Below are 22,633 nucleotides of genomic sequence, written 5' to 3'. Positions count from 1 at the left end.
CCATACTGGTTGATCGCCGCCCGGTTTCGGCCTCGTGCATTGGGCCGGCAACGCGTGCGGCACAACATCGCCAGCGTCTGCCTGTTGCGCCGCGAGCGCAAGGGGGAATGCTCGCGCGCGCCCGTCATTCTGTCGCCTTGAGTAGTGCGCAGTCCTCGATTACATGCTCGCCATGACCTCCACGAACGATATCCGCCGCTCATTTCTCGACTTTTTCGGGGGCGAGGGGCACATGCGCGTGCCTTCCGCGCCACTGGTGCCGCAGAACGACCCGACGCTGATGTTCGTGAACGCTGGCATGGTGCCGTTCAAGAACGTGTTCACCGGCCTCGAAACGCGCCCCTACAGCACGGCGGTTTCCAGCCAGAAGTGCGTGCGCGCTGGCGGCAAGCACAACGATCTCGACAATGTCGGTTATACGGCACGTCACCATACGTTCTTTGAAATGCTGGGAAATTTTTCCTTTGGCGACTATTTCAAGGAACGCGCGATCACCCTCGCGTGGAACCTCATCACCAAGGAATGGGGCATTTCGCCGGACCGGCTGATCGTGACGGTCTATCATACCGATGATGACGCGTTCGCGCTGTGGAAGAAGATCGCGGGCCTGCCCGACAGCCGCATCATCCGCATCGCTACCAAGGACAATTTCTGGGCGATGGGCGACAACGGCCCGTGCGGCCCGTGCTCGGAGATCTTCTACGACCACGGCGAGCACATTCCCGGCGGTCCTCCCGGCAGCCCGGACGAGGATGGCGACCGCTTCGTCGAGATCTGGAATCTCGTGTTCATGCAGTATGAGCAGGAAGCGGGCGAGATTGTCCGCGACCTGCCGCGTCCCTCGATCGATACGGGCATGGGACTGGAACGGATCGCCGCCGTGCTGCAGGGCAAGCACGACAACTACGAGATCGACCTGTTCCAGACGCTGATCGGTGAAACCGCCGAGATGACGAAGACCGATGCGACAGGTCCGATGTCGGCCTCGCACCGCGTTATCGCCGATCACCTGCGCGCCAGCGGTTTCCTGGTGGCGGATGGTGTGCTGCCGTCCAACGAGGGCAGGGGCTATGTGCTGCGGCGTATCATGCGCCGCGCCATGCGCCACGCGCACCTGCTCGGCGCGAAAGACCCGCTGATGTACCGGCTGGTGCCGTCACTTGTCAGCCAGATGGGCGGCGCCTTCCCGGAACTGACGCGCGCGCAGCCGCTGATCGAAGAGACGCTGAAGCTTGAAGAGACCCGCTTCCGGCAAACGCTGGAGACGGGCCTCCGTCTGCTCGACGAGGCGACGGCTGGCATGGGTGCAGGCGCAGTGCTGCCCGGCGAGACGGCGTTCAAGCTTTACGACACCTACGGCTTCCCGCTCGACCTCACCGAGGATGCGCTCCGCCGTCAGGGACTGTCGGTCGACAAGACCGGTTTCGATACCGCGATGGCCGCGCAGAAGGCGGCTGCCCGCGCCGCCTGGGCAGGTTCCGGTGCGCAGGCCGACGAAGGCGTGTGGTTCGACATCGCCGAGGAATCCGGTGCGACCGAGTTCACAGGCTACAACTCCGACACCGCGCAGGGCGAAGTGATCGCCATCGTCAAGGACGGTGCGCGCGTGGAAACGGCGGGCGCGGGCGACACCGTCGTCATCCTCACCAACCAGACGCCGTTCTACGGCGAATCCGGCGGCCAGACCGGAGACGCGGGAACGATTACGGCTGGCGGTCTCAAGGCCGTTGTCGAAACGACGTCGAAGCCGCTCGGCAAGCTGCATGCGCATCAGGCGCGCATTGCCGAGGGCAGTGTCCGTGTCGGCGATGTCGTGCAGCTCGATGTCGATGCCGCGCGCCGTGGCCGCATCCGCGCCAACCATTCGGCGACCCACCTGCTGCACGCTGCGCTTCGCAATCGGCTGGGTGCGCACGTCACGCAGAAGGGCTCGCTCGTCGCGGAAGATCGCTTCCGTTTCGATTTCAGCCACCCGAAGGCGCTCACCGCCGAAGAGATCGCGCTCGTCGAGGCGGACGTGAACGCTCAGGTGCGCGCCAATGCGGAAGTGACGACGCGCCTGATGAGCCACGCCGATGCGATCGAGGCCGGGGCGATGGCGCTGTTCGGCGAGAAGTACGGCGACGAGGTGCGCGTGCTTTCGATGGGCCGGGATGCGGACGCGGATTATTCGGTTGAACTGTGCGGCGGCACGCACGTGCGGGCGCTCGGCGACATTGGCCTCGTCAAGATCATCAGCGAAAGCGCCGTCTCTTCGGGCGTGCGCCGTGTCGAGGTGCTGACCGGCGAGGCAGCGCGGCTTTACCTCCAGGGGCAGGAAGACCGGCTGCGCGAGGCCGCCGCGACACTGAAAGTGGCGCCCGCGGAGCTTCCGGCACGCCTGCAGGTGCTCGTCGAGGAACGCCGCCGGCTCGAGCGCGAGCTGGCCGACGCCAAGAAGGCGCTGGCACTCGGCGGCGGTGCGGGCGCAGCTCCAGCGACGGAGGCTGAGGAGGTCGCGGGCACGAAGTTCATTGCGCGTGTCGCAGAAGGGCTCGATCCGAAGGATCTGCGCGGCGCGGTCGATGAGGCGAAGAAGCAGGTCGGCTCGGGCGTTGCCGCGATCGTGGCAGTGAACGAGGGCCGTGCCAGCATTGCCGTCGGCGTCACCGACGACCTGATCGCACGCTTCAACGCCGTCTCACTCGTGCAGGCGGGCGTCGCGGCGCTTGGCGGCAAGGGCGGCGGCGGGCGTCCGGACATGGCGCAGGGCGGTGGCCCCGAAGGTGCGAAGGCTGCGGATGCTATCGCGGCGGTGAAGGGCGCGCTCGCGGCCTAGCCTATTCTGCCGAGTCCTCGTCGCTGCGGCGCAGGCGCGATGCGGCTTTCAGCGGTTCCCGCGGCAGATCCGGCACCATGGCCTTGATCTTCTCACGCTTGATTTCGCGCATCTCATGGATCGAGGCGATCACCAGACCCATTGGCCGCCCGATATCGACGAGTACGGCTTCGGCAAGCTGGAGAGACGATTCCAGCGTTTCCGGGACAGCGTCTGTCGCGCCCGCGCGGTAAAGCTGCGCGGCGTGCTCGGCATCCTTGGCGCGCGCGATGATGCAGAGATCGGGGTGGGCAGCGCGCACGGCGCGTGTCGTTGCGATCAGCTGCACGGGATCGTCCATCGTAAGCACGATCGAGCGCGCCTGTGCGATGCCGAGATGGTCGAGAAGCCCCGGCCGACCGACATCGCCGAAGACGATTTCGTGGCCCCGTTTGCGGCCGAGATCCACCATATCGACATCGGCATCGACGATCACGAACGGCTGTTCGTGCCGTACCAGCATGTCCGTAACCATTTGGCCCACCCGGCCATAGCCCGCGACGATGGTTCGCCCGCCGCTTTCCGACAGATCCCGCGTCGGTTCGGGCGTCGCCGGGTCCACGCGCCGCGCCGTGTCGCTGCCGATCCGGGCCAGCAGCGGCGTCGCGGTGAGGCCGACGGCGGTGACGATCTGCCAGAAGGCCGCCGTATCGGTACCGATCACGCGCGCCTGCACCGCAGCTGCAAGCACGATCAGCGTTGTTTCCGAAGGTGACGCCATCAGCACACCGACATTCGCGGCAACCCCGCGCGGAACGCCGGAGAGGCGCAGGAGGCTGCTGGTCACCAACGCCTTCACGAGGATGATGCCGACGATCGCGAGCATCAGGAACGGCCACATGCGGGCGATGAGCTCGAAATCGAGGCTCATGCCCACGGTCATCAGGAAGATGCCGAGCGCCAGATTCTTGAAGGGCTCGACAGTGACTTCGACCTGCATGCGATACTCGGTTTCGGCGATCACCAATCCGGCGAGGAGCGCGCCCACGATCGGCGAGAGGCCGACCGCGCTCGTCGCAAGGCTGGCGCCCATCACGACGACGAGCGACACTGCGAGGAAAAGCTCGGGACTCTTGGTGCGCGCGGCCTGGCGGAACAGGCGCGGCAGCAGCAGCCGGCCCAGCACCAGCAATGCGATGACGACGATCGCGCCCAGAAAAACCGTGCGCGTGAGATCGCCCGCATCATCGCCGCCGGGCAGCGGGCTGATAACGCCCATCACGAAGATGATCGGCACGATGGCCAGATCCTCGAACAGCAGCATCGCGAAGGCGGGCTTGCCGATCGGGCTTTTCGTGCCCGTCATCGGCAACACGAGCGCGGTCGAGGACATCGCCAGCGCGATGCCGAGCATCAGCGAGACGACGGCGCCGAGATCGGTGAACTGGTGCAGAAGAAACCCGATGAGGCCGCCGGATATGGCAAGTTCGGCAGGCCCGATGAGGAAAACCAGCCGCCTCAGGTCCCACAGGCGGCGGAACGAGAGTTCAAGCCCGATCGAGAACAGCAGTAGAATGATGCCGATCTCGGCGAACGGTTCAATGACCTCCCGGTCGTTGATTGAGATGTGCCGGACCCAGGGGAGTGCGTCTCCCAACCGACCGAGCCCCGAAGGGCCGATCAGCAGGCCGACAACGATGAAACCGATGACCGGGCTGATCCGAAGCCGGTGGAACGCAGGTATGACGAGGCCGGTCGCGCCCAGAATGACGAGCGCGTCGCGAAAACCAGGAGAAAAGAGCGGATCTGCAGCCACCGCGGTATCCTAACGGGCAGGCCACCACGGCGTCAGCAGAAAAGCGCGTAAAGCGCTAGAATTCCTTGCTCATCGCGGCTTCGAGGTTGTCCACGATCTTCTCGAAGAATTGCTCGGTCGTCATCCAGGCCTGATCCGGGCCGATGAGGAGCGCGAGATCCTTCGTCATGTGGCCATCTTCGACGGTATCGACGCAAACGCGCTCGAGCAGTTCGCCGAATTTGGTGACCTGCGGCGTGTTGTCGAGCTTGCCGCGATGCTTGAGGCCGCCGGTCCACGCGAAGATCGATGCGATCGGGTTCGTCGAGGTCGCCTTGCCCTGCTGGTGCATCCGGTAGTGGCGTGTGACGGTGCCGTGCGCGGCCTCGGCCTCCACGGTCTTGCCGTCCGGCGTCATCAGCACCGAGGTCATCAGGCCGAGCGAGCCGAAGCCCTGCGCGACGGTGTCGGACTGCACGTCGCCGTCATAGTTCTTGCAGGCCCACACGAACTTGCCGCTCCACTTCAGGGCGGAAGCGACCATGTCGTCGATCAGGCGGTGCTCATAGACGATGCCAAGTTTGTCGAACTGTGCCTTGAATTCCTTGTCGAATACCTCCTGGAACAGGTCCTTGAAGCGGCCGTCGTAGGCCTTGAGGATCGTGTTCTTCGTTGAGAGGTACACCGGCCACTGGCGCGCGAGGCCATAGTTGAGCGAAGCGCGCGCGAAGTCGCGGATGGAATCGTCAAGGTTGTACATGCCCATCGCAACGCCGGCGGTCGGGAAGTCGAACACCTCGTGCTCGATCACGTCGCCGTTCTCGCCGGTCCACTTGATGGTGAGCTTGCCGGCGCCCGGCACGCGGAAATCGGTGGCCTTGTACTGGTCGCCGAACGCGTGGCGGCCGATGACGATCGGGTCCGTCCAGCCCGGCACGAGGCGCGGCACGGACTTGATGACGATCGGCTCGCGGAACACGACACCGCCCAGGATGTTGCGGATCGTGCCGTTCGGCGACTTCCACATCTTCTTGAGGTTGAACTCCTCGACGCGCGCCTCGTCGGGCGTGATTGTGGCGCACTTCACGCCGACGCCATATTCCTTGATGGCGTTCGCGGACTGCACGGTCACCTTGTCGTCGGTGGCGTCGCGGTTTTCGATGCCGAGATCGTAATATTTAAGGTCGACGTCGAGGTACGGGAGGATCAGGCGCTCGCGAATCCACTGCCAGATGATCCGCGTCATCTCATCGCCGTCAATCTCGACGATGGGGTTTGCCACCTTGATCTTCGCCATCGATACCTCTTGGTCCTGTATGGATTTTTACTCGCGCACGCTCTTGGCGGAAACGACGGCCAAGATCAACAGGGGCGGGAGCGGCAAAGGCGCGCTCCGCCCGCTTTCTCTTAAGCTGCGCGTTGTCATCACCTGCGCGCAGGGGCTAAAGATAGGCGCATGAACGACACCACACCCCCCGAGCCGCCAGTGACGCAACCCGTAACGCCGCCCGCGCCCGCCGCTACGGCACCCGCGCCCGCTGAACCGGCGGCGACCTACAAGTTTCCCCCCTCGATCCACCCGGACGGCAACAAGTTCGTGGTGCTCGCGGCGGTGCTCACCGGTTTCTTCTGGTTCATTGCGGACTGGAATATTCTCGGCTGGCTGTCGGCGGGGCTCACGGTCTGGACGTTCGCCTTCTTCCGCGATCCCGCCCGTGTCACACCCGAGGGGGCGGGCCTCGTCGTGTCTCCGGCCGATGGACTCGTGTCGCAGATCATGGACGTTCCCGCGCCGCGCGAGATTTCCGGCACCGAGCGCGGGATCGGCGATGGAACCTTCACACGCGTTTCGATTTTCATGAGTGTGTTCGATGTCCACGTAAACCGCTCCCCGATCGCCGGCACGATCCGCGACATCGTCTACGTGCCCGGCAAGTTCCTGAACGCCGAGCTCGACAAGGCGAGCGAGCATAACGAGCGCCAGTATTTCGTCGTTGAGGGTGCCGATGGGCGCCGCATCGGCTTCGCGCAGATCGCCGGCCTCGTCGCGCGGCGGATCATCAAGTTCGTGAACACAGGCGAAAGTGTCGGGGCTGGACAGCGCGTCGGCCTTATCCGCTTCGGCAGCCGCGTAGACGTGTTCCTGCCCGCAGGCACGGTTCCCGCCGTCGCCGTCGGCCAGCGCGCCGTTGCCGGCGAAACCATTATCGGTCGTCCCGGCGGCCCCGGTGATCGCCTGCGCGGCGTCCGCCAGTGAAGGTCGACCACGAACCGCCTCGAAGGCTGAAACGGGTCATTCCGATTCGGGTTCTCATCCCGAATGCAATCACGATCGCTGCGCTCTGCGCCGGTCTCACCTCGGTGCGCCTCGCCATTGCGGGCGATTTCGAACGTGCGATCCTCGCGATCGTCGTGGCGGGTGTGCTCGATGGCATCGACGGACGTGTTGCGCGCCTGCTGAAGGGCGCGAGCCGTTTTGGCGCCGAGCTTGATTCGCTGTCCGATGTCACGGCCTTCGGCGTGGCACCCGCGCTCGTCATCTATTTGTGGACGCTGGAGCAGCTTCCGGGTGCGGGGTGGATCGTCGCACTCGCTCACGCTGTCTGCTGCGCGCTGAGGCTTGCGCGCTTCAACGCCAACCTCGACGTCACAGACCAGCCGCACAAGAAGCATGGCTTCCTTACAGGCATTCCCGCACCGGTAGGGGCGGGCATGACACTGAGCCCCATGTTCCTCTACTATTGGCTGGAGCCGACCCGTTTCGCGCATTATTCCGAGGTCGGCACGGTCGCCACCGCCGTCGTCGTCGGTACGGTCGCGTTCCTGATGGTCTCGAACCTGCCGACCTATTCGTGGAAATCGGTCCGCATCCGTCCCGAATACCGGCTGATGGCGCTCGTCGGCGTCGCCCTGTTCGCCGGCGCGCTGCTGTCCGCACCATACATGACGCTCTCGCTGATCTCGGTGGTCTACGCCGCCACGATCCCGATGGCGATCCTGTCGTACCGCAAGGTCAGGCGGCAAGTGGCAGCGGCTGCCAATCCCGATAGCGGGATGGAGCTGGACACGGACGCGGCATCGGCTCAACCGCCGTCACCAGACGCTCCGTAATCACGGCATCGATTTCACCGCGAAGCGCCCGCGCGATTGTGGTGCGTGCATTCGCGAACATGTGAGCGACCACGGCAAGGCTTACGAAAAGCAACAGGCTTGAAAGCGTGGCAGAGAGCATGAAGGCCATATTTGAACCCCTTTTGTTCTTCTCATGTTCGCTTGTTCCATATTTGTTCCATCGTTGTCAAGAGGCCGCTCTGGCAGCGTCGGATTGATCAGCAGCGTGCGTCCGGCTAGCTTCGCGCCGCTCTTCGGGAGGAGTCATAATGTTAGGTGGAATGCAGGACTGGCCTTTGCTGGTCTCGAAACTTATTGACCATGCAGCCCTCAATCACGGCACGCGCGAAATCGTCACGGCGCTGGTCGAAGGCGGCGAAGGCCGTTCCAACTGGCGCGAGGTGCGCGAACGCGCGCTCAAGATCGCGCAGTCCCTGAGCCGCCTCGGCATCCGCCTCGGCGACCGCGTGGCGACGCTCGCGTGGAACACCCAGCGCCATGTGGAATGCTGGTACGGCATCTCGGGAATGGGCGCGGTCGCACACACCGTGAACCCGCGCCTTTTCGAAGAGCAGATCATCTACATCATGAATCATGCGGGCGACCGTGTGCTGTTCTTCGATCTTACCTTCGTACCGCTCATCGAAAGAATCGCGCCCAAGCTGAACACGGTCGAGCACTATGTTCTGATGACGGGGCGTGAGCACCTGCCCCAAACGAGCATCCCGAACCTGCTTGCCTACGAAGACCTGATTGCCGACAGCGACGGCGATATCGAATGGGCCAATATCGACGAACAGACGCCCGCGGGGCTCTGCTACACGTCGGGGACGACCGGAAATCCCAAGGGCGTGCTCTATACGCACCGTTCGAACGTGCTGCATACGCTTGGTGCCAACTCGGCGGATGCGCTTGGCGTCACGTCTTCAACCGCGATTCTGCCGGTGGTGCCGATGTACCACGCGAACGCATGGGGTGTGCCCTACGCCGCGGCCGCCGCGGGCGCCAAGCTCGTGATGGGCGGCGCTCATTTCGACGCGCCGACGCTGCACGGCCTTATCCTGCGCGAGAAGGTGACGCTCACTGCGGCCGTGCCGACGGTTTGGCTCGCCATGCTCCAGCACCTCGAAACGACAGGGGATGCGCTTGGAGAACTGAAACGGGTCGTCATCGGCGGCTCGGCCGTGCCACGCTCCATGATCGTTGATTTCAAGGAGAAGTATGACGTCACCGTCTGCCACGCCTGGGGCATGACCGAGATGTCGCCGCTGGGCACGCTCGGCTCGCTTTCCGCCGAAGCGCTCGAAAAGCCGCAGGAAGAACAATACGACATCCAGACCAAGCAGGGCCGTTCAATCTTCGGTGTCGAGATGAAGATCGTTGACGACGACGGCAGCGAGATGCCGCGCGACGGCAAGGCCTTCGGCCACCTGATGGTACGCGGGCCTTGGGTCGTGCGCGAATATTACGCGGGCGATGGCGGCCACGTGCTCGATGCCGACGGCTGGTTCGATACTGGCGACGTCGCGACGATCGACGCGTCCGGCTACATGCAGATCACCGACCGCGCCAAGGACGTGATCAAATCCGGCGGCGAGTGGATCAGTTCGATCGAGCTGGAAAACGAGGCTGTAGGCCATGCAGGCGTGGCGGAAGCTGCTGTGATCGGCCTGCCGCATCCGAAGTGGGACGAGCGGCCGCTGCTGATCGTCGTGCCCAAGGCGGGCGCGAACCCGAGCAAGCAGGAGCTTCTGGACCACCTCGCTGGCCGCGTCGCCAAGTGGTGGATGCCGAACGACGTCGTCTTCGTGGAGGAAATCCCGCATACGGCGACGGGCAAGATCCAGAAGCTGACGCTCCGCCAGCAGTTCAAGGACTATCGCTTCCCAGACGCGGCCTAAAACAGTGAAAGCTGCCTTCCGCGCGGGCTGAACAAGTCGGTGCGGAGTGAAATGTCGCGGCGGTTGAGGCCGAAGCGGCGGCATCCGGCCTGGAAACGCGCGCGGATCATCGCCGCATAGGCCCCCTGCGGCTTGAAGCGCGCGTGGAAGCTGCCCTCATTGTCCTTGCCGCCACGCATCTCCTGGATGTGCGACATCACGCGCGCGGCGCGGTCCGGCATGTGAGCATCGAGCCAGGCCCGGAAAATGGGCGAGACCTCGTGCGGCAGGCGGACGAGGATCATCGAGGCCATATCCGCGCCAGCCTTCGCGGCAGCTTCCAGGATTGCTTCAATCTCGTGGTCGTTGATCGCCGGGATGAGCGGCGCCAGCGACACGGAGACGGGCACACCCGCCTCAGCAAGGGCCTTCACTGCTTCGATTCGCCTGTGGGGAGCGGTCGCACGCGGTTCCAGCGTCTTCGCGGTTTCCACGTCGAGCGTTGTGATCGAGACCATCACCGCGGCGAGACCGCGCGCTGCCATCGGGGCGAGGATATCGATGTCGCCCACCACTCGCGCGGACTTGGTCGTGATCATCACCGGATGATTTGTTTCAGACAGGATTTCCAGTATTTTCCGTGTCGTACGGTATTTCCCTTCCACGGGCTGGTAGGGATCCGTGTTGGTGCCGAGCGCCATCGGACGGCATTCGTAGCGCGGTTTTTCAAGCTCCTTCCTGAGCAGCTCGGGAATGCCCTTCTTCACCGTCAGCTTGCGCTCGAAATCGAGGCCCGGCGAGAGGCCAAGGTACGCATGCGTCGGTCGCGCGAAGCAATAGGCACAGCCGTGCTCGCAGCCGCGATAAGCGTTGATCGAACGGTCGAAGGGCAGGTCGGGCGAAGTGTTGCGCGTGATCGCCGTTCGCGGCAGTTCGTAGCTGATCTCGGTGCGGAACGGCGGCAGGTCGTCCTCGCCGCACGAATCGAGCCAATCGCCGTCCGCCTCGCGTGCCAGATCATCGAAGCGGTTGCTGGTTGTGTTCAGGGTTGCGCCGCGCGCGGCGTTGACGCGTCTCGACATTGACAAATCATGCACGCCATTTAAGAACAAATCAAGAACATTGAAAGGAACAGAGATGGCGCGCTTCAACTATTTGGAACTGCCGACGCGCGATATCGCGAACGCTAAACGCTTCTATGCGGATGTTTTCGGGTTCGAGATCAACGATTTCGGGCCCGGTTATGCTGCGACCGTGACGGGTGACACGGACATCGGCTTCAACGCCACGGGCGAGCACGTGACGGCGCATGTCCTGCCGGTGATCGAGGTAGAAGACCTGGAGGCGGCGAAGGATGCAGTGATCGCGGCAGGCGGGGCAATCAGCCTCGACATTTTCCCGTATCCAGGCGGTCGCCGCTTCCACTTCGTCGACCTGGAAGGGCACGAGCTTGCTGCGGTGAAAGGCGACTAGCGCTCCCGCAGCCTCGGCATCAATTCCACAAAGTTGCACGGGCGATGGCGGCTGTCGAGCTGGGTGGCGAGAATACCGTCCCAGCCGTCCTTCACGGCCCCGGTGGAGCCGGGCAGCGCGAAGATATAGGTGCCGCGCGCGATGCCTGCGGTGGCGCGAGACTGCACAGTGGACGTGCCGATCGACTGAAAGCTCAGCCAGCGGAACAGTTCGCCGAAACCAGGGATTTCCTTTTCGCAGACCTCGGCGAGGGCTTCGGGTGTGACGTCACGCCCGGTGACGCCGGTACCCCCGGTTGTGATCACGCAGTCCACCTCCGCGTCTTCGATCCACGCTGCGAGTTGCTCGACGATGGTGCCGACGTCGTCCTTCACGATCGCGCGTGCCGCGAGGATATGCCCCGCGCCCTCCAGCCGTTCGACCAATGTGTTGCCCGATCGGTCGTCGGCGAGCCCGCGCGTATCGGAAACCGTGAGCACGGCGATACGGACGGGAATGAAGGGTAGGCTTTCGTCAATCGGCATCAAGCTTCGCTTTCACGGCGAGAAGGTCTGCCCATGCGAGGCGTTTCGCATCGGGCTGGCGGAGCAGGAACGCCGGGTGCAGCGTCGGCATCAGCGGGCAATCCGTGCCTTCGACGGCAAGTGGTCGCCACTGGCCGCGCAATCGCATGATACCGGTGACGTCTCCCGTGAGCGCGCGCGCAGCGCAGGCGCCGAGCGCAATGATCACCTTCGGGCGGACCAGCGCGATGTGGCGGCGCACGAACGGCATCGTCGTTTCCACCTCAGCCGGTGTCGGCGTGCGGTTGCCGGGTGGGCGCCAAAATGTGACATTCGTGATGTAGGCGCTGGTGCGATTGCGGCCAATTGCCGCGAGCATCCGGTCTAGGAGCTGGCCTGCGGGCCCAACGAAGGGCAGGCCCATGCGGTCTTCCTGTGCCCCGGGCGCCTCGCCGATCAGCATCAGGTCAGCCTCCGGGTTGCCGTCCGCGAACACCGTGCTGACGTTCCCCGTGCGCAGCGGGCAGCCTTCGAAAATCTCGACCGCGTGGCGGAGTTCAGCGATCGTCGTCGCTGAAACGGTCGCTGGCGGGCTTGCGGCGCCGGCGCGCAAAACAAGCTCCGGCTCCGACACGGAGGCAGGGATTTCACGCGTCGCAGCGCGCGGAGGCGGAGTGCGCCAGTCTCGCGGCGCGGCTTCGACGAGCGTGTCTACACCCGCCTCGACCCACCAGCCGAGTGTGGCAAGCAGTTCGTCGCGCTCGCTCGCTTCCATCACTCGCATGTTCCTCAAGTCTTCAATCCGCACTGGTAAAGGCGGGCCTTGCGACCTATCAAACCCGCCAAAACCATTATTGTGTCGTCTGCAATAAGGCGCACAGCTAGAGTTGCAAACGGGGGAAAGGGAAGGAACCCATGAGCGAACGCGAATCGATGGCCTATGACGTCGTCATTGTCGGCGGCGGACCGGCAGGCCTCGCGTCGGCGATCCGGCTGAAGCAGCGCGCGGCGGCCGAGGGCAAGGAGATTTCGGTCTGCCTGCTCGAAAAGGGATCGGAGATCGGCGCGCATATCCTTTCGGGTGCTGTCATCGACCCGCGCGGGCTTGATGAGCTGCTGCCGAACTGGCGCGAGATGGATGGGCATCCGCTCACCGTCGAGGTGTCGTCGAACCACCACTGGATCCTGACGAAGAATCGCAAGTTCGATTTCCCGCATATCCTGCTGCCGCCGTTCATGGACAATGACGACTGCTACACGGGCAGCCTCGGCAATCTCTGCCGCTGGCTGGGGTCGCAGGCTGAGGCGCTTGGCGTCGAGATTTTCCCCGGCTTTCCGGCGGCTGAAGTGCTGTTTGATGAAAACGGCGCGGTGAGGGGTGTCGCGACCGGCGACTTCGGTGTTGCGCGCGATGGCAGCCACAAGCCTTCGTACCAGCCGGGGCTGGAGCTCCATGCCAAGTATACGATGTTTGCCGAGGGCGTGCGTGGTCATCTCAGCAAGCAGCTGAAGAAACGCTTCGCCCTGGATGTGAACAGTCAGGCACAAGTCTATGGAATCGGGATCAAAGAACTGTGGGATGTGAAGCCCGAAAATCATGACGAGGGCTGCGTCATCCACACACAGGGCTGGCCGCTCGACGATGCGAATGGCGGCGGTTTCATCTACCATCAGGCGAACAACCAGATCGCGCTCGGCTTCGTCACCTGGCTCAACTACCGCAACCCGCACCTCTCGCCGTTCGAGGAGATGCAGCGCTGGAAGACGCATCCGGCGATCGCGAAGATGCTCAAGGGCGCTCGCCGCGTGTCCTATGGCGCGCGGGCGATCAACGATGGCGGCTACCAGGCCGTGCCGAAGCTGGTATTTCGAGGCGGCGCGCTCGTCGGCTGCGCGGCGGGCTTCGTCAACGTGCCGCGCATCAAAGGCTCGCACACCGCGATCAAGACCGGGATCATGGCGGCGGACGCCGCCTTCGATGCCGTGACCGCTGGCCGCGCGAACGATGAGCTTTCCGCTTATGCCGCTGCCTACGACGAGAGCTGGGTGAAGAAAGAACTCTTCACCGTCCGCAACACGCTGCCGCTTGTCGAGAAATTCGGCAACCTTGTTGGAACCGCGCTTGCCGGCGCGACCATGTGGCTCGAACATTTCGGCATCCGTATGCCGTTCACGATGAAGCACCACCCGGATAACGAGCAGCTCTGGCGCAAGGAGCACTGCAAGAAGCCGGATTATCCGAAGCCGGACGGCGTGCTGACCTTCGATCGCCTCTCGTCGGTGTTCCTGTCGAACACCAACCACGAGGAGGACCAACCGGTCCACCTGCAGTTGAAAGACCCGTCGATCCCGATCGCGTACAACCTGCCGCTCTACGACGAGCCTGCGCAGCGTTACTGCCCGGCGGGCGTTTACGAGGTCGTGGGGGAGGAAGAGGGCAATCCGCGTTTCCAGATCAACGCGCAGAACTGCGTCCACTGCAAGACATGTGACATCAAGGATCCGACGCAGAACATCAACTGGGTGACGCCAGAAGGCGGTGGTGGGCCCAATTATCCCAATATGTAGCGAGGTTTCCATGCGTGCAGCCGTAGCTTTCCTCCTCGCATCCGCGCTTGCGGCGCCGACGGCGCAGGCGACCGTGATGCCGTTGAAAGAGGCGGACTACGGCAGCTACGTGCAGGGCCACCTTGCGCTAGCGAACGGTGAGCTTGGGCGCGCAGCCGATTATTTCGCGGGCGCGCTCACCTATGCGCCCGACGATCCGCAACTGCTGCGGCAGACCTTCGACCTCGCTATCGCGGCAGGCGACGAGGCGCTTGCGGTTGGTGTGGGTGAGCGGTTGGCGCGGCAGGATCGCTTCGACAGCGGCGTGACGCTGCTGCTCGTTGCAAACGCGATCAAGACACGCAAGTGGAGCGAGGCGCGCGAGGCGACGGCACGGCTCACCGATGCCGGCTTCGGCAGCTTCATCGTGCCGATCATCGATGCATGGATCTTGGAGGCGCGCGGCAAGACTGCCGAAGGCGTCCGCAAGCTCGATGCGGAAAAGCTCGATGGTTTCGCGCGGGCCTATGTGCTGGAGCACCGCGCGCACCTGCTGTTCCGTGCAAAGCGCTACGCGGAAGCTGCTGAAATCTATGATGAGCTCACCAAGGACGACGGCGGGCGTAACATCCGGATGCGGATCGCGGCGGCGCGCGCGCTGCAAGCCGAAAAGCAGCCCGAAGAGGCGCTGAAGCGGCTTTCCGAATCTGCCGGCCATACGGATGTCGAGGCGGCGAAGGCCGCGCTTGCCGCGGGAACGCCGATCGTCGGCATCCCGGCGAATGCCAGCGAAGGCGTTGCGCTTCTTGCGCTGCGCATGGCGGCCGACCTGTCGCGTGAGCGGCCGATCCCCGTCGCGCTTACACTGGCGCGGATCGCGACGATGCTGGCGCCCGATCAGGCGTCGGGCTGGCTGCTGACGACCGAACTTCTCGCGTCTTCAGAACGTTACGAGGCGGCGCTCGATGCTGTTCGCAAGGTGCGCGGCAGCGATGACGAGAAGGCGATGGCGCTGGGGCAGGAGGCCGCGATCCTCGCGCGCCTCGACCGAGAGCCGGAAGCGATGCAACTGCTGGAAACCGCTGCGAATGCGCCGGGCGCACGTGCCGAGGATCACGCACGCTACGGCGATGCGCTGCAATCGGCGAAGCGCTTCCTTGATGCCGCTGCGGCCTACGACAAAGCGCTCGCGCTCGGGCCCGCGGACCAATCGATCGTGTGGCGACTGCATTTCCTGAAAGGCTCGGCGCTCGAACAGGGCGGCAAGTGGCCCGAGGCGGAGGCTTCGCTGCGCGAGGCGATCCGGCTCCAGCCTGCCGACGCGACGCTGCTCAATTATCTCGGCTACGCGCTCCTCGATCGCGGGCTTTCGAAGCCGGAGGCGCGCATGCTGATCGAGAAGGCGCACGCGCTCGCGCCGGAGGACGGCTACATCACCGACTCACTCGGCTGGGCGCAGTATCAGGCGGGCGAATATGCGGCAGCCGCCGCAACGCTCGAGCAGGCGGTGGCGGCCGTCGCCGACGATCCCGTCATCACCGAGCACCTCGGCGATGCCTACTGGATGATCGGTCGCCGTATCGAGGCGCGCCACCGCTGGAAGGCTGCGCTCGATGCCGGGCCCACGCCCGAGCGCAAAGGGCCGCTCGAAGCCAAGTACGACTATGGTCTTGATCTCGCGCTGAGGGACACGGCGAAGAAGTGACCGGCGAGACGGCCGCCGAGACCGGCTGGGCGAAGATCAACCTCGCGCTCCACGTGCGCCGCCGCCGCGCGGACGGTTACCACGACATCGAGACTATCTTCGCCTTCGCGGATTTCGGCGACATTCTCTCCGTGCGTGCGGCAGATGACGTCACGCTGACCATTGGCGGCCCGTTCGGCGAAGGCTTGCCTGCCGACGAGAGCAACCTTGTCCTGCGCGCAGCGCGCGCGCTTGCCGGTGCGTACGGCATAGAGACGGGCGCAGCCCTTATGCTCGACAAGCGCCTGCCGGTTGCGTCCGGTATCGGCGGCGGCTCCGCGGACGCGGCAGCGGCGCTGCGCCTCCTCAACCGCCATTGGGGAATCGATGCCGACGAAAAGGCGCTATGCGCGATCGGCACGGCGCTCGGCGCGGACATACCCGCTTGCGTCGGCAGCCGCACACAGCGCGGCGACGGGGTAGGGGAGCAACTTCGCGTTCTTGCTGACGATGATGTGCGCGGCAAAGCCGTTCTGCTCGTGAACCCCGGGACGCCGCTTGGAACCGGTCCGGTGTTCGCGGCATGGGACGGCGCCGATCGGGGTGCGCTCGCGGGCGGTCTCCCCCTTGCTGCCGCCCGGGACGGGCGAAACGATCTGGAGCGCCCCGCGATTTCGCTCTGCCCGGTGATCGGCACGGTGATCGCTGCGCTGGAGGATCGGCCCGGCGTGGCATTTACACGCATGTCTGGCTCTGGCGCGACCTGCTTTGCGCTGTTCGAGGCGGAGGCTGATGCCGAAGCGGCCCGGGCTGCCATTGCGGCCGAACACCCAGGCTGGTGGGCGGCGGCGGGCAGATTGCGTTGACTGTCCCGAAACGGGGCGGGCGGCACAGAATCGTCAAAGTGACGTCATTCGCAAGTCATTGATTTCATATAATTGATGTTCTGGCACTGCCCTTGCTGAAGCAACGCTGGCAGCGCGAGGATGTCTGTATGGATAGGCCCCGCAGCTTTCGGTCTGGGTCGATTGCCTGAGCTGACCCACACCGAGAAACTGACGGCGGAACGCATTGAGTTTGCGTCCGCCGTTTTTTTTTGTGCGCCAAGCGCCTATAGCGACGTGCTGAAACAAAGGCGGAGCGACATCGATCTATGGCCTATCGTTTCGCGCGGGGCGATGCCGGCATCGAATCCGCGCTGCGGCGGATCGCTGCCGAGCAGCTTGACGGCGCGCTTGCCTCGCTGGAGGGGGCGGACGCCAATCTTGAGCGCAGCGTCCACGGCGTCCGCACGGCAACCAAGCGTATACGCGCGCTGTTGCGGCTGCTGCGTGCGGTCTTCCCCGGCTATTCCGAAGCGAACGTAGCCCTGCGCACGCTCGCCGTCAGGCTCGCCGATGTGCGTGAGGCGCAGGTGATGCTCGCGACGTTCGACAGTGTCGCGGGCGAAAGCGGCGGCAAGACACTCGCTGCCTTCCGCACCGAGCTGGAGGCGGACGAAGCAGCAGCAGCTTTGCGCGTGCGCGGCGCTGTGCTTGAGGACGCGCGCGCGCGGCTTCTCGCGTTGCGGGCCGCGGCCGAAGGCTGGCGGCTCGAACGCGATGGGTTTGGTGCGCTTCGCAAGGGGCTGCGGCGTACGTGCCGCAAGGCGGTGAAGCTGATGGGCGAGGCAGGCGGAGCGGCGGGCGACGATTTCGAGGCGTTCCACGAGTGGCGCAAGCACATCAAGGACCATGGATTTCAGGTGCGCCTGCTTCACGATATCGATCCTGCTCTCACCGCGCGCGGTGAGATGCTGGGGCGGCTTGGCACTCTTCTTGGCGAACAGCACGACCTTTGCGCGCTGGAGGCGCGGCTGCATGATCGCCGGGAAAAGCCGCTGCGACGCTTGGAGAAAGTGGCGATCGAACGGCGGCACGCGCTTGAAAAAGAGGCGTTGAAGCTTGGCGCCATCCTCTTCGAGGAGCCATGCAAGCGCCGCGTTCGCCGCTGGGAGCGTGCGTGGGCCGGTTGGCGCGACGCTACGTGATGGACGGGATCTGATGGCGCGCGAGATCGAACGCAAGTTCCTGGTCACCGGGGACGGCTGGCGCACGAACGTGGTGCGCAGCAGGGCGATTGCGCAGGCCTATATCGCGCGCGGCGAGCAGGCCTCCGTTCGCGTTCGGATCGTTGATGATGCGGGCGGCAGGCTCACCGTCAAGGGGCGGGTCTCGGGCCTATCCCGCGACGAGTTCGAATATGACGTTCCGCTCGAAGATGCGCGCGCCCTGATCGGCATGCGCAGTGGGCGCCTTCTCGCCAAGCGGCGATATGACGTCATCGAAGAGGGAAGGCTGTGGGAAGTCGATGTTTTCGAAGGTGAATTTTCAGGGCTGGTGATCGCGGAGTGCGAGTTGGAACGTGAGGATGAGGCCGTGACGCGTCCGGCGTGGCTGGGCCGTGAAGTGACTGCCGATCCGCGCTACTACAATGCGGCGCTCGCCGTGCAGGGGCTTCCGAGCGATCAGTAAAGCGCGAACACCGGTTTGCTGCGCCGGGCGGAAGAGGCTTTCGGCGCCTCGAAGGGGCAGGCGCGCGCGCCTGTATTGATCTGGAGCGTGGGGACGCCGCCGCTGAACAGCACGAATGCGCCGTTCGGGCCAGTCTTTCCCGTATCGGACGCCGCCGATCCCGCTGCTGTTGCAGCCATGCCGAGAATAAGCGCGGACTTGAGCATGTCGTCCTCCCAAGACGATCTTTGCGCCTGATACGCAATACAGGGCTTTCGTCCCCCGAACAATCGCCGGACGACGCAGGCCCCTTGCATTTGCCGACGCGCGGAGCTAAAGGCCGCCGCATTCCACAGATGCGGGAACATATCCGGTGGGCGGTCCGCTGCCTTCCTCCTGCATCGAGGTAAAACCGGAAGGAGAAACGATTATGGCGGCACCCGTCGTCACGATGGCGCAGCTTTTGGAAGCCGGCGCCCACTTTGGTCACCAGACGCACCGTTGGAACCCGAAGATGAAGCCTTACATCTTCGGTGATCGCAATGGCGTGCACATCATCGATCTTTCGCAGTCCGTCCCGCAGTTCGCGCGCGCGCTTGAATTCGTTCGCGCCACGGTTGCCGCCGGCGGCAAGGTGCTGTTCGTCGGCACCAAGCGCCAGGCGCAGGAGCCGATCGCGGAGGCCGCGCGCCGTTCGCGGCAGCATTTCGTGAACCACCGCTGGCTGGGCGGTATGCTCACCAACTGGAAGACGATTTCGCAGTCGATCCGCAAGTTCAAGCAGCTCGAAGAGCAGCTTGCCGGCGACACGCACGGCCTCACCAAGAAGGAAGTGCTGAAGATGACGCGCGAGCGCGACAAGTTCGAAGCCTCGCTCGGCGGTATCCGCGACATGGGCGGCCTGCCCGATGTCATGTTCGTGATCGACACGAACAAGGAAGACCTCGCCGTGAAGGAAGCCAACGTGCTCGGCATTCCGGTGATCGCGATCCTCGACACGAACAGCGATCCGAGCGGAATCGCTTTCCCGATCCCGGGCAACGATGACGCCTCGCGCGCGATCCGCCTCTACTGCGATGCGATCGCGGACGCGGTTCTCGGCGGCAACCAGAATCGCCAGCGCGATCTGGGTGCGGACCTCGGTGCAGCGGCTGAGCCGCAGGCCGAAGTCGCCGCCTGACGCCCCACGCGCCGCTTTTCGAGCGGTGTGTCACAAAACGGAAGGGGCGGCGCCGTAACGGGCAGCCGCCCCGCCTCATTCAAAGACAGAAGGGATTAAGCACATGGCCGAGATCACGGCACAGCTTGTGAAGGATCTGCGCGAGCGCACCGGCGCCGGCATGATGGACAGCAAGAAGGCGCTCACCGAGACGGGCGGCGACTTCGAGGCCGCGGTCGACTGGCTGCGCGCCAAGGGCCTCGCCACGGCCGCCAAGAAGGCGGGCCGCACGGCCGCCGAGGGCCTCGTCGGCGTCGCCACCAGCGGCACGAAGGGCACGGCGGTCGAGGTGAACTCCGAAACCGATTTCGTCGCCAAGAACGAGATCTTCCAGGGCTTCGTGCGCGAAGTGACCGACCTTGCACTCGCGAGCGGTACGACGGACGTCGCGGCGCTCGGCGCGCAGAACACCGCCGCCGGCAAGCCGGTTTCGGAAGCGCTGACCGACAACATCGCAAAGATCGGCGAGAACCAGTCGCTGCGCCGCATCGCGCAGGTCTCGGTGCCCGCGGGTGTCGTGTCGTCCTACGTGCACAACGCTGCTGCGCCGGGCCTCGGCAAGATCGGCGTGCTCGTGGCGATCGAATCGACGGGCGATGCCGCCCAGCTCGAAGCGCTCGGCAAGCAGATCGCGATGCACATCGCCGCCGCGAACCCGCTGGCGCTCGACGAGACGGGTGTTGACCCGGTGGTTGTCGAGCGCGAACGCTCGATCGCGCGCGAAAAGGCCGCGCAGTCGGGCAAGCCGGCCGACATCGTCGAGAAGATGGTCGAAGGCGGCGTTCGCAAGTTCCTCGGCGAATCGACGCTGCTCGGCCAGATCTTCGTTATCGACGGCAAGAGCAAGGTCTCGGACGTGGTCGCCAAGGCCGCGAAAGACCTCGGCACGCCGGTGAAGATCGCCGAGTTCGTGCGCTTTCAGCTCGGCGAGGGCATCGAGAAGGAAGAGACCGATTTCGCGGCTGAAGTCGCCGCCGCCGTCGGTCGTTAAAATTCAGCCGAAAGCGGGGTGGCGGCGCTTGTCCGCCCCCCGCCGGCCAACTAAGGTGCGCCCCGCGTATTGGGAGGCGCGACAAAACGTATGTCATCGAAGCCGTTCAAGCGCATTCTTCTGAAACTGTCGGGCGAGGCGCTGATGGGCGACCAGTCGTTCGGCATCGACACCGCCACGGTCAACCGCGTCGCCGATGAAGTCCGGATCGCCAAGGAGGCAGGCTTCGAGCTTTGCCTCGTCGTTGGCGGCGGCAACATCTTCCGGGGCCTCGCGGCGGCAGAGCAGGGTTTCGACCGTGCGAGCGCCGACTACATGGGGATGCTCGCGACCGTGATGAACGCGCTCGCCGTGCAGAACAGCCTGGAACGTATGGGCGTCGATACGCGCGTCCAGTCCGCAATCCCGATGTCCAGCGTCTGCGAGCCCTACATCCGCCGCCGTGCCGTACGGCACATGGAAAAGGGCCGGATCGTCATCTTCGCGGCGGGCACCGGCAATCCCTATTTCACGACAGACACCGCCGCTGCGCTTCGCGCTGCGGAAATGCAGTGCGACGCGCTGTTCAAGGGCACCAGCGTCGACGGCGTCTACAACGCCGATCCGAAGAAGGACAAAAGCGCGACGCGCTACGAGTCTCTCGGCTACGACAAGGTGCTCGCTGATAATCTCAAGGTGATGGACGCTTCCGCCGTCGCGATCTGCCGCGAGAACGCCATTCCGATCGTCGTCTTCAATATCCGGGAACACGGCAACCTTGCGCGGGTTCTTGCGGGCGAAGGCGTCTCCACGATCGTGCGCAACCAATAGACCCCAGGGGGACAGAGCATGAGCTACAACAAGGCTGATATCGAACGCCGCATGGCCGGTGCGCTTGACGCGCTCAAGAGCGATCTCGGCGGCCTGCGTACTGGCCGCGCCTCCACGTCGCTGCTCGATCCGGTCAATGTCGAGGTTTACGGCGCGCACATGCCGCTGAACCAGGTGGCAACTGTGACGGCACCGGAGCCGCGTATGCTTTCCGTTCAGGTGTGGGACCGCAGCAATGTGCAGCCGGTCGAAAAGGCGATCCGCGCTGCCGGCCTCGGCCTCAATCCCATCGTCGACGGACAGACGCTGCGTCTGCCGATCCCCGACCTTACCGAGGAACGCCGCAAGGAACTCGCCAAGCTCGCCTCGCAGTATGGCGAGAAGGCGAAGATTGCCGTGCGCAACGTCCGCCGCGACGGCATGGATGCGCTGAAGGCCTCTGAAAAGAAGGGCGAGATCGGCAAGGACGAGGAAAAGCGCCTCGAAACCGAAGTCCAGAAACTGACCGACAAGGCGATCGGCGATGTGGACAGCATCTGCGCCGCCAAGGAAAAGGAAATCCTCGGCCAGTGACGTCGCCTGCCGTTCCGCCAGCCGCGCACCCGGAGAGACGGGCCGCCAGCGGGCAGGAGCCCGCCGGGCCGCGCCATGTCGGCATCATCATGGACGGCAATGGCCGCTGGGCAAAGGCGCGCCGCCTGCCGCGCATCGCCGGGCACAAGTCCGGCGTCGAGTCGGTCCGCAAGGTCGTTGAGGCAGCGCCCGATCTGGGCATTGAGGTGCTGACGCTTTACGCGTTCTCCTCCGAGAACTGGAAGCGCCCCGAGGACGAGGTCGGCTACCTGATGGGTCTCCTCAAGCAGTATCTGCTGAGTGAGATCGCAGAGCTGGACCGGAACGGCGTTCGCCTCAGCTTCATTGGTGATTACAGTCGTTTGTCGCCGGATATTCTCGCGCTGCTTGAAGGTGCAAAGAAGCGCACGGCGGGAAACGAGCGTCTCCGGCTTGTCATCGCGCTCAACTACGGCTCGCAGGACGAAATCACGCGCGCCGTGCGGGGCATCGCGCGGGACGTCGCCGCCGGGCGCATGGCGCCGGACGCCGTGACCTCCGCAGACATCACCGCGCGGCTCGACACTGCAGAGCTCCCGCAGCTCGACCTCGTGATCCGCACGTCTGGCGAACAGCGCCTCTCGAACTTCCTGATGTGGCAGGCCGCTTACGCGGAGCTGGTGTTCACCGAGCAATACTGGCCGGACTTCGACGGCGAGTCGCTGCGCCGCGCTGTCGAGGCGTTCGGCGTGCGCGAACGGCGTTATGGCGGGCTCTGA

The 22,633-nt window shown here is 64.6% G+C and carries 21 protein-coding genes; 15 read left to right on the top strand and 6 right to left on the bottom strand.

Annotated elements, in window-relative coordinates; all coding sequences use genetic code 11:
- The first annotated feature begins 172 nt into the window (after positions 1 to 172).
- The gene (gene alaS / locus DFR51_RS08075) at positions 173 to 2,818 is read left to right on the top strand and encodes an alanine--tRNA ligase (RefSeq protein WP_121049977.1); all 2,646 of its coding nucleotides are present in this window, start codon (positions 173 to 175) and stop codon (positions 2,816 to 2,818) included.
- Position 2,819: 1 nt separating this feature from the next.
- Here alaS and DFR51_RS08070 read toward each other — a convergent pair whose 3' ends face one another.
- Together DFR51_RS08070 and DFR51_RS08065 are read right to left on the bottom strand one after the other, a co-directional pair.
- The gene (locus DFR51_RS08070; protein ID WP_121049010.1) at positions 2,820 to 4,613 is read right to left on the bottom strand and encodes a cation:proton antiporter domain-containing protein; all 1,794 of its coding nucleotides are present in this window, start codon (positions 4,611 to 4,613) and stop codon (positions 2,820 to 2,822) included.
- 55 nt (positions 4,614 to 4,668) lie between these two features.
- On the bottom strand, positions 4,669 to 5,889 hold the full coding sequence (locus DFR51_RS08065; protein ID WP_121049007.1) for an NADP-dependent isocitrate dehydrogenase: 1,221 nt from the start codon (positions 5,887 to 5,889) through the stop codon (positions 4,669 to 4,671).
- 159 nt (positions 5,890 to 6,048) lie between these two features.
- Between DFR51_RS08065 and DFR51_RS08060 the strand changes: the two genes are divergently transcribed.
- From DFR51_RS08060 to DFR51_RS08050, 3 genes are all read left to right on the top strand, one after another.
- Positions 6,049 to 6,849 (top strand): phosphatidylserine decarboxylase, encoded by an 801-nt coding sequence (locus DFR51_RS08060; protein WP_121049004.1) that lies wholly within the window; start codon positions 6,049 to 6,051, stop codon positions 6,847 to 6,849.
- Positions 6,846 to 7,703: a CDP-alcohol phosphatidyltransferase family protein gene (locus DFR51_RS08055; RefSeq protein ID WP_121049001.1), complete on the top strand. Its 858-nt coding sequence runs from the start codon at positions 6,846 to 6,848 to the stop codon at positions 7,701 to 7,703. The genes DFR51_RS08060 and DFR51_RS08055 overlap by 4 nt, the downstream gene beginning before the upstream one ends.
- A 281-nt stretch (positions 7,704 to 7,984) precedes the next feature.
- The gene (locus DFR51_RS08050) at positions 7,985 to 9,604 is read left to right on the top strand and encodes a long-chain-fatty-acid--CoA ligase (protein WP_276330562.1); all 1,620 of its coding nucleotides are present in this window, start codon (positions 7,985 to 7,987) and stop codon (positions 9,602 to 9,604) included.
- Here the strand turns inward: DFR51_RS08050 and DFR51_RS08045 are convergent.
- Positions 9,601 to 10,665 carry a PA0069 family radical SAM protein gene (locus DFR51_RS08045; protein ID WP_121048995.1) on the bottom strand — a complete coding sequence of 355 codons (1,065 nt, stop codon included), beginning with the start codon at positions 10,663 to 10,665 and terminating at the stop codon, positions 9,601 to 9,603. The two genes, DFR51_RS08050 and DFR51_RS08045, sit on opposite strands and share 4 nt — an antisense overlap.
- Positions 10,666 to 10,720: 55 nt before the next feature.
- Between DFR51_RS08045 and DFR51_RS08040 the strand changes: the two genes are divergently transcribed.
- A complete protein-coding gene (locus tag DFR51_RS08040) occupies positions 10,721 to 11,056 on the top strand; it encodes a VOC family protein (RefSeq protein WP_121048992.1) in 336 nt (111 codons plus the stop codon).
- On the opposite strand, the gene moaB is transcribed toward DFR51_RS08040, so the two are convergent.
- Positions 11,053 to 11,580 carry a molybdenum cofactor biosynthesis protein B gene (gene moaB, locus DFR51_RS08035; RefSeq protein WP_121048989.1) on the bottom strand — a complete coding sequence of 176 codons (528 nt, stop codon included), beginning with the start codon at positions 11,578 to 11,580 and terminating at the stop codon, positions 11,053 to 11,055. The two genes, DFR51_RS08040 and moaB, sit on opposite strands and share 4 nt — an antisense overlap.
- Positions 11,570 to 12,343 (bottom strand): uracil-DNA glycosylase, encoded by a 774-nt coding sequence (locus tag DFR51_RS08030; protein ID WP_207790676.1) that lies wholly within the window; start codon positions 12,341 to 12,343, stop codon positions 11,570 to 11,572. The genes moaB and DFR51_RS08030 overlap by 11 nt, the downstream gene beginning before the upstream one ends.
- A 131-nt stretch (positions 12,344 to 12,474) precedes the next feature.
- Here DFR51_RS08030 and DFR51_RS08025 point away from each other — a divergent pair, with 131 nt between their 5' ends.
- The 5 genes from DFR51_RS08025 (at position 12,475) to DFR51_RS08005 (ending at position 18,303) form a co-directional block, all read left to right on the top strand.
- On the top strand, positions 12,475 to 14,127 hold the full coding sequence (locus DFR51_RS08025) for an electron transfer flavoprotein-ubiquinone oxidoreductase (RefSeq protein ID WP_121048982.1): 1,653 nt from the start codon (positions 12,475 to 12,477) through the stop codon (positions 14,125 to 14,127).
- Between the two features lie 10 nt (positions 14,128 to 14,137).
- Positions 14,138 to 15,811 carry a tetratricopeptide repeat protein gene (locus tag DFR51_RS08020; protein WP_121048980.1) on the top strand — a complete coding sequence of 558 codons (1,674 nt, stop codon included), beginning with the start codon at positions 14,138 to 14,140 and terminating at the stop codon, positions 15,809 to 15,811.
- The gene (locus DFR51_RS08015; RefSeq protein WP_121048977.1) at positions 15,808 to 16,656 is read left to right on the top strand and encodes a 4-(cytidine 5'-diphospho)-2-C-methyl-D-erythritol kinase; all 849 of its coding nucleotides are present in this window, start codon (positions 15,808 to 15,810) and stop codon (positions 16,654 to 16,656) included. Before DFR51_RS08020 ends, DFR51_RS08015 begins: the two co-directional genes overlap by 4 nt.
- Positions 16,657 to 16,943: 287 nt before the next feature.
- Complete coding sequence (locus DFR51_RS08010) at positions 16,944 to 17,819, top strand: CHAD domain-containing protein (protein ID WP_121048974.1); 876 nt, start codon at positions 16,944 to 16,946, stop codon at positions 17,817 to 17,819.
- Positions 17,788 to 18,303, top strand: a complete 516-nt coding sequence (locus DFR51_RS08005; RefSeq protein WP_243446549.1) for a CYTH domain-containing protein — start codon at positions 17,788 to 17,790, stop codon at positions 18,301 to 18,303. The genes DFR51_RS08010 and DFR51_RS08005 overlap by 32 nt, the downstream gene beginning before the upstream one ends.
- Here DFR51_RS08005 and DFR51_RS08000 read toward each other — a convergent pair.
- On the bottom strand, positions 18,297 to 18,509 hold the full coding sequence (locus tag DFR51_RS08000) for a hypothetical protein (protein ID WP_121048969.1): 213 nt from the start codon (positions 18,507 to 18,509) through the stop codon (positions 18,297 to 18,299). The genes DFR51_RS08005 and DFR51_RS08000 overlap by 7 nt on opposite strands.
- 203 nt (positions 18,510 to 18,712) lie before the next feature.
- Between DFR51_RS08000 and rpsB the strand changes: the two genes are divergently transcribed.
- The 5 genes from rpsB (at position 18,713) to uppS (ending at position 22,633) form a co-directional block, all read left to right on the top strand.
- Positions 18,713 to 19,462 (top strand): 30S ribosomal protein S2, encoded by a 750-nt coding sequence (gene rpsB, locus DFR51_RS07995; protein WP_121048966.1) that lies wholly within the window; start codon positions 18,713 to 18,715, stop codon positions 19,460 to 19,462.
- Between the two features lie 103 nt (positions 19,463 to 19,565).
- Positions 19,566 to 20,492 (top strand): translation elongation factor Ts, encoded by a 927-nt coding sequence (gene tsf / locus DFR51_RS07990; protein ID WP_121048963.1) that lies wholly within the window; start codon positions 19,566 to 19,568, stop codon positions 20,490 to 20,492.
- 90 nt (positions 20,493 to 20,582) lie between these two features.
- A complete protein-coding gene (gene pyrH, locus DFR51_RS07985; protein ID WP_121048960.1) occupies positions 20,583 to 21,302 on the top strand; it encodes a UMP kinase in 720 nt (239 codons plus the stop codon).
- 18 nt (positions 21,303 to 21,320) lie between these two features.
- Positions 21,321 to 21,875, top strand: coding sequence for a ribosome recycling factor (frr, locus tag DFR51_RS07980; RefSeq protein WP_121048957.1), 555 nt, complete (start codon positions 21,321 to 21,323; stop codon positions 21,873 to 21,875).
- An 89-nt stretch (positions 21,876 to 21,964) separates the two neighbouring features.
- Entirely contained in the window at positions 21,965 to 22,633 is a 669-nt protein-coding gene (gene uppS / locus DFR51_RS07975; protein ID WP_121049974.1) for a polyprenyl diphosphate synthase, read from the top strand.

Origin of the sequence: Sphingosinicella microcystinivorans, from assembly GCF_003634215.1 — a bacterium.
GTDB lineage: Bacteria > Pseudomonadota > Alphaproteobacteria > Sphingomonadales > Sphingomonadaceae > Sphingosinicella > Sphingosinicella microcystinivorans.
The sequence above is the reverse complement of the archived record's forward strand: the minus strand, read 5'-3'. Positions and strand labels throughout refer to the sequence as shown.

What these genes read in the sequence shown, in the direction of transcription:
- alaS (WP_121049977.1), top strand. Translation starts at nt 173, where the DNA reads ATGACCTCCACGAACGATATCCGCCGCTCATTTCTCGACTTTTTCGGG.
- DFR51_RS08065 (WP_121049007.1), bottom strand. Translation starts at nt 5,889, where the DNA reads ATGGCGAAGATCAAGGTGGCAAACCCCATCGTCGAGATTGACGGCGAT.
- DFR51_RS08060 (WP_121049004.1), top strand. Translation starts at nt 6,049, where the DNA reads ATGAACGACACCACACCCCCCGAGCCGCCAGTGACGCAACCCGTAACG.
- DFR51_RS08050 (WP_276330562.1), top strand. Translation starts at nt 7,985, where the DNA reads ATGCAGGACTGGCCTTTGCTGGTCTCGAAACTTATTGACCATGCAGCC.
- DFR51_RS08045 (WP_121048995.1), bottom strand. Translation starts at nt 10,665, where the DNA reads ATGTCGAGACGCGTCAACGCCGCGCGCGGCGCAACCCTGAACACAACC.
- DFR51_RS08040 (WP_121048992.1), top strand. Translation starts at nt 10,721, where the DNA reads ATGGCGCGCTTCAACTATTTGGAACTGCCGACGCGCGATATCGCGAAC.
- moaB (WP_121048989.1), bottom strand. Translation starts at nt 11,580, where the DNA reads ATGCCGATTGACGAAAGCCTACCCTTCATTCCCGTCCGTATCGCCGTG.
- DFR51_RS08030 (WP_207790676.1), bottom strand. Translation starts at nt 12,343, where the DNA reads ATGCGAGTGATGGAAGCGAGCGAGCGCGACGAACTGCTTGCCACACTC.
- DFR51_RS08025 (WP_121048982.1), top strand. Translation starts at nt 12,475, where the DNA reads ATGAGCGAACGCGAATCGATGGCCTATGACGTCGTCATTGTCGGCGGC.
- DFR51_RS08020 (WP_121048980.1), top strand. Translation starts at nt 14,138, where the DNA reads ATGCGTGCAGCCGTAGCTTTCCTCCTCGCATCCGCGCTTGCGGCGCCG.
- DFR51_RS08010 (WP_121048974.1), top strand. Translation starts at nt 16,944, where the DNA reads ATGGCCTATCGTTTCGCGCGGGGCGATGCCGGCATCGAATCCGCGCTG.
- DFR51_RS08000 (WP_121048969.1), bottom strand. Translation starts at nt 18,509, where the DNA reads ATGCTCAAGTCCGCGCTTATTCTCGGCATGGCTGCAACAGCAGCGGGA.
- rpsB (WP_121048966.1), top strand. Translation starts at nt 18,713, where the DNA reads ATGGCGGCACCCGTCGTCACGATGGCGCAGCTTTTGGAAGCCGGCGCC.
- tsf (WP_121048963.1), top strand. Translation starts at nt 19,566, where the DNA reads ATGGCCGAGATCACGGCACAGCTTGTGAAGGATCTGCGCGAGCGCACC.
- pyrH (WP_121048960.1), top strand. Translation starts at nt 20,583, where the DNA reads ATGTCATCGAAGCCGTTCAAGCGCATTCTTCTGAAACTGTCGGGCGAG.
- frr (WP_121048957.1), top strand. Translation starts at nt 21,321, where the DNA reads ATGAGCTACAACAAGGCTGATATCGAACGCCGCATGGCCGGTGCGCTT.
- uppS (WP_121049974.1), top strand. Translation starts at nt 21,965, where the DNA reads ATGGACGGCAATGGCCGCTGGGCAAAGGCGCGCCGCCTGCCGCGCATC.